Origin of the sequence: Sphingobium xenophagum NBRC 107872, assembly GCF_000367345.1 — a bacterium.
GTDB classification, from domain to species: domain Bacteria; phylum Pseudomonadota; class Alphaproteobacteria; order Sphingomonadales; family Sphingomonadaceae; genus Sphingobium; species Sphingobium xenophagum.
Window position 1 is genome coordinate 1 of the sequence record NZ_BARE01000098.1, and the last position, 4763, is coordinate 4763.

The following is a 4763-nucleotide window of genomic DNA, read 5'->3' on the forward strand; positions in this document are numbered from 1 at the left end:
GCAGGAATGGCTGCTGCCGATTGCGCTGACGACGACCAGCGGGGCTGGGCTGGCACGGTCGCTACTAGGCGAGTGCCGACGACGGCGCATCATCGTACCTGGCATCAGTTCGGTCGAACGGATGGTTGCGCAGGCGCTGCTCGACGCCGAGCGCCATGTCGCCGAGCATCTGACCCGAGGGCTGGAGACTGGGCAACGCCGTCTGCTTGATGCCCTTCTTCTGCCTCACGCCGGCACGAACCTCAGCGGCCTCGGATGGGTGCGGCAGCCGCCCGGCAAGCCCGGTCGCAAGACGTTCGCCGTCATCATCCGGCGGCTAGCTCTGCTGCGCGATATTGGGATCGATCCCGATATCGCGGCAGGCATACATCCTGAACGCCTGCGACGCCTCTGTCAGGAAGGGGCTCGGCTGACGGCGCAACATGTCCGAACGCTGCAAGCAACGCGGCGCCGTGCGACGCTGGCGGCAACCGTACTCGAAACCATCGTCACGCTCACCGACGATGCGGTGCTGATGTTCGACCGCCTGCTGGGTCAGATGTTTCGGCGCGAGCAGAACAGCGCAGACACAGCGCTCAAGCGCGACCGGCGCAACATCAACGGTAAGATCCGGCTACTTGCCCGGCTCGGCGATGCCCTGCTCACTGCCAAGGTGTCGGGCGGCGACATCGGCGCCGCGGTCGAGGCCGTAGTTGGATGGGATGATCTTGGCCGTGAAGTCGATGAAGCCCGCAAGCTGATCCGCCCCGATGCCGTCGATCCCGTTACCGTCGCCGCAACCAACTACCCCGTTCTCCGACAGGTCGGTCCCTTGTTCATCGCCTCGTTCACGTTCGGAGCGGTCCCGGCCTGCCATACGCTCGCGCGAGCAGTCGCTATCATGCGCGACCTTCATCTAGGTCGCCTGAAAAAACTGCCGCCGGATACACCAGTTGCCTTCATTCGGCAGGCCTGGCGTCGCGCGATCGGCCCCGGCATTCCCGATCGCAGAGTTTATGAATTTTGCGTCCTAGTCGAGCTTCGTGACAGGCTTCGTGCCGGCGACATGTGGGTCGAGGGAAGCAGACGCTATCGTGCCGTCGAGCAACAGCTTATTCCAAGTCCGGTATTTGCCACCATGCGCGCAGCCGGCCCTTTGCCGATCCCGGCACCCGATACGGCCAGTGCCTGGCTGGACGAACGGCGTACCCGTCTCGCCCGGAGATTGGCAGAGGTCGAGCGGAAGGCGGAGACGGACGCGCTGGAAGACGTACAACTCAGCCTTGGCAAGCTGCGGATTTCGCCGTTGAAGGCGGTCACGCCGGATGAAGCGGATAGCGCCCTTGCGCCGCTCTACGCCCATCTGCCCGCGATCCGCATCACCGATCTCCTTGCTGAAGTCGATCGATGGACCGGTTTCAGCCAGTGCTTCACGCATCTGCAAAGCGGTCGGGTTGCCGATGAACCCCGCGCTATCCTGACGGCGGTGCTCGCCGATGCGACCAATCTTGGCCATAAGCGCATGGCAGAAGCCTGCGATCTCGTGACCCAACGCCAACTCAGTTGGCTCGCCTCATGGCATTTACGCGAGGAAACCTACGGTAGGGCTCTCGCCCGGTTGGTCAATGCCCAGCACACCGCGCCGCTCGCCGCCCTGTTTGGGTCCGGGACCTCGTCCAGTTCGGACGGTCAGAACTTCCTGCTTGATCGCCGTGCTCAGGCGACCGGCGCAGTCAATCCGCACAAGGGGGCGGAGCCTGCTGTCTCCTTCTACAGCCATGTCTCGGATCGCTACGCGCCGTTTCATTCCACCGTCATCTCCGCATCCGCAAGCGAGGCGGCGCAGGTGCTGGACGGGCTGCTCCATCATGGTGCCGATCTGCACATTGAGGAGCATCACGTCGATGGTGGGGGCGTTTCCGACCATGTGTTTGCGCTATGCCATCTACTTGGATTCCGGTTCGCGCCGCGCATCCCTAACATCGCCGCGCGCCGGCTTCACCTGTTCAACGGAATCGAACCTGGCCCAGATATCGCGCCGCTGGTCGCGGGCAGGATCGACGAGGCCCTGATCGCCGCACACTGGGACGACGTGCTGCGCTTGGGCACCTCGATCCGCACCGGCGTCGTGAGTGCATCGATCATGCTGGAACGGCTCGGCTCCTATCCACGGGCCAATGGCCTGGCCTTGGCACTGCGCGAGATCGGCCGCGTCGAGCGCACCCTGTTTACACTCGACTGGATCGAGCAGCCCGAACAGCGGCGCCGCGCAACCCGCGAACTCAACAAGGGTGAGGCCGAAAATGCTCTGAAACGCGCCATCTTCTTCCACCGGATCGGCCGCATCCGTGATCACGCCCTGCAAGCCCAGACCCATCGGGCGAGCGCGCTAAACCTCGTCGCCGGTGCTATCGTCCTGTGGAACACGACCTACCTGCAAGCCGCCCGCATGCATCTTGCCAGTCTCGGCCGGTCGGTCCCGCCGGACCTGTTGCAACACCTTTCGCCGCTCGGATGGCAGCACATCAACCTCACCGGCGATTATCTTTGGACCGACCCCGATGCGCCATCGTCCGCCCTCAGGCCGCTTCGCCAGATGCACGCCGTCGAAGGTCCGGCGAAACCTTAGCGTATATCTGGGTCCGTTCTATGTACCGACCCCGTTCTGCCGATGCAGGAACAAGACGCGATCGGTCAAATGTGGCAATTCATCAACACAATCCCAAAATTCATCTTCGGGAAATGTCATGCGCGGTGACGCCATGCACGTATCTATTGATTGTTGCAGATAACAATCTGCGGCTGAATCATCGACCTCAACGAGTATCGCAAGAGCTTTTTCCATGAACTCTAGGGCAACCGCTTTCTGTTGCTCTCGATAGATATTGGAAGAATCAACCATAGCCTAGTCCTCCTTTCGGTCGCTGTAGGGAGGACGATGACTCAACAATAGGGAAATTGCACGCGCAACTAGGGCCAGATTGAGCAGTAATTTTATTACAACGGCAAGCAGCCCTCGCCTGCCCGGACAGGGGCGGCGCGTGGCATCGGCTAGATTGTTTGTTGGTCTTCCGACGATGGCTAGTCCTTGCGGGCCATCGTCGGAAGTGGACGGCCGCACAAATTGGGGGGCGTGGGCCGCGCCGGGCCTCTAGCATAAAATTACGGCCCTGCATCCCCGGCGTTGATACATTCGTCGCGCAGGGCGCTCGATTGAGCCGCCCCGATCGCGGTCGCCTCAATCGGCATAGCGAGCTGGCAATATGCACATACGCGCATAATTTCCGCTTGCGGGCTATGTATATTTGTGCATAATAGCCGCGATGGATACGGAACGGCCGGTTCGATGGGTGGCATCGTCAAAGCGCGATTTTCGGGAGTTCCCGGACGATGTGCAGGACGTAATGGGCTATGCCCTGCACCTTGCGCAGCAAGGCGGGCAGCACGCCAGCACTAAGCCGTTGAAGGGCTTTGGCGGCGCTGGCGTGGTCGAGATCATAGACGACCACCAAGGCGATACGTTCCGCACGGTCTATACGGTCAAATTCGCGGAGGCGGTCTATGTCCTGCACGCCTTCCAGAAGAAATCCAAGCAGGGCAAGGCCACGCCGCAGGCCGATATGGATTTGATCCGAACGCGGCTGAAATCCGCCGAGGAGCATCACCGGCAACACCAGACCCCGCGAGGCACAGCATGAGCGCACAGGACGAAATCATTGAGGAAGGCAGCGGCAATGTCTTTGCCGATCTAGGCTTTGCCGACCCCGACACCCACCTTTTGAAAGCCCAGCTCGTTACCCGTGTGGCCGAGGCCATGCAGGAGCGGAAGTTGACGCAGATCGCCGCCGCCAAGGTTACGGGATCTACCCAACCGGAATTGTCGCGCATCCTGCGAGGCCAGTTCCGCAGCGTCTCGGTTGAGCGGCTTCTAGCCATGCTCACCCGGCTTGGCTGCAAGGTCGATATTGTCGTGCGCCCGCAGGGGCGGACCACTGAATCGGCCGTGATCCACTTCGCCTAATGTGCGATGATTTCGCGCAAGCCCGGCTCGATATGTTCGAGGCCGGGCTATTCGGCCAAGGGCCTGCCTTCTGGCGCTGGATCGAAACCGACGCGGCGCAACCCTATCTTGCCGCTTTCGCCGCCGATCGACGGCCGCCCGAACCCGGCGAACCCTTCGCTATCGACCTTGCGGCCGACGACTTGCTTGCTCCCGATCGCCTCGCCCAGCTCGCCCTACAGATCGAGGCCGACCATGCTTGATCCCAATCCGTCCGTAGCCGACCTTGACGCATTGCTAGATCGCCACCGCAATGACGATGCGGCTATGGAAAAGATCGTTCGCGGGTATCTCCGTTGCGCGATCTACAGCTATCAGAAGCATTGCGTTTGGCGCGCCTTGCGCCACATCGGCAAGGACGATTGGAGTTTCAAAGAGGAAGACGTTGCCGCCTTGAGGGCCGAAGGCGCGAAATCCATTTCGGACTTTCGAGACTGGCTCATTGAGGAGCTGGCCGGGATGGGGATCAGCGCCCACACCGGCTTGCCGAATTGAGCGCCTAGCGCGCCGTCGCTTCAATTGCTGGCGGTGATTGTGCGCGGAATAAATCGCGGGTCCGCCGTGGGATCGGTAGGCGAAGGATGCAGCATGTCGCGCCGGAAATTCACCGCAACGGAAATAGGCGCGGCGTTCGGCCGAGCCGCCATGACGCGGGCTTGTGGAGCTGGCGCAGCCTCATAGCTGGCCATCGGCTGCACGGCCGCCGAGGTTAGGCCCCCTACCC

6 protein-coding genes and 1 pseudogene are annotated in these 4763 nt (G+C 61.9%); 5 read left to right on the plus strand and 2 right to left on the minus strand.

Annotated features, from left to right (window positions below):
* Positions 1–2608: Tn3 family transposase (locus SX1_RS23365; RefSeq protein ID WP_019054790.1), on the plus strand; the 2608-nt coding region annotated here is incomplete at its 5' end.
* 18 nt (positions 2609–2626) lie between these two features.
* Here SX1_RS23365 and SX1_RS24025 read toward each other — a convergent pair.
* Positions 2627–2881, minus strand: coding sequence for a hypothetical protein (locus SX1_RS24025; RefSeq protein WP_013041563.1), 255 nt, complete (start codon positions 2879–2881; stop codon positions 2627–2629).
* Between the two features lie 421 nt (positions 2882–3302).
* Here SX1_RS24025 and SX1_RS21725 point away from each other — a divergent pair, with 421 nt between their 5' ends.
* Genes SX1_RS21725 through SX1_RS21740 form a run of 4 tightly spaced genes read left to right on the plus strand, consistent with a single transcriptional unit; the run spans position 3303 to position 4534 of the window.
* Positions 3303–3677: a type II toxin-antitoxin system RelE/ParE family toxin gene (locus SX1_RS21725; protein WP_013041565.1), complete on the plus strand. Its 375-nt coding sequence runs from the start codon at positions 3303–3305 to the stop codon at positions 3675–3677.
* On the plus strand, positions 3674–4000 hold the full coding sequence (locus SX1_RS21730) for a helix-turn-helix domain-containing protein (RefSeq protein WP_006964370.1): 327 nt from the start codon (positions 3674–3676) through the stop codon (positions 3998–4000). Before SX1_RS21725 ends, SX1_RS21730 begins: the two co-directional genes overlap by 4 nt.
* Positions 4000–4242 (plus strand): hypothetical protein, encoded by a 243-nt coding sequence (locus tag SX1_RS21735; RefSeq protein WP_013041566.1) that lies wholly within the window; start codon positions 4000–4002, stop codon positions 4240–4242. The genes SX1_RS21730 and SX1_RS21735 overlap by 1 nt, the downstream gene beginning before the upstream one ends.
* Positions 4235–4534, plus strand: a complete 300-nt coding sequence (locus SX1_RS21740) for a hypothetical protein (RefSeq protein ID WP_013041567.1) — start codon at positions 4235–4237, stop codon at positions 4532–4534. Before SX1_RS21735 ends, SX1_RS21740 begins: the two co-directional genes overlap by 8 nt.
* 20 nt (positions 4535–4554) lie before the next feature.
* On the opposite strand, the pseudogene SX1_RS24710 reads toward SX1_RS21740, so the two are convergent.
* A pseudogene (locus tag SX1_RS24710) lies at positions 4555–4763 on the minus strand (muramidase); the annotation flags it as partial.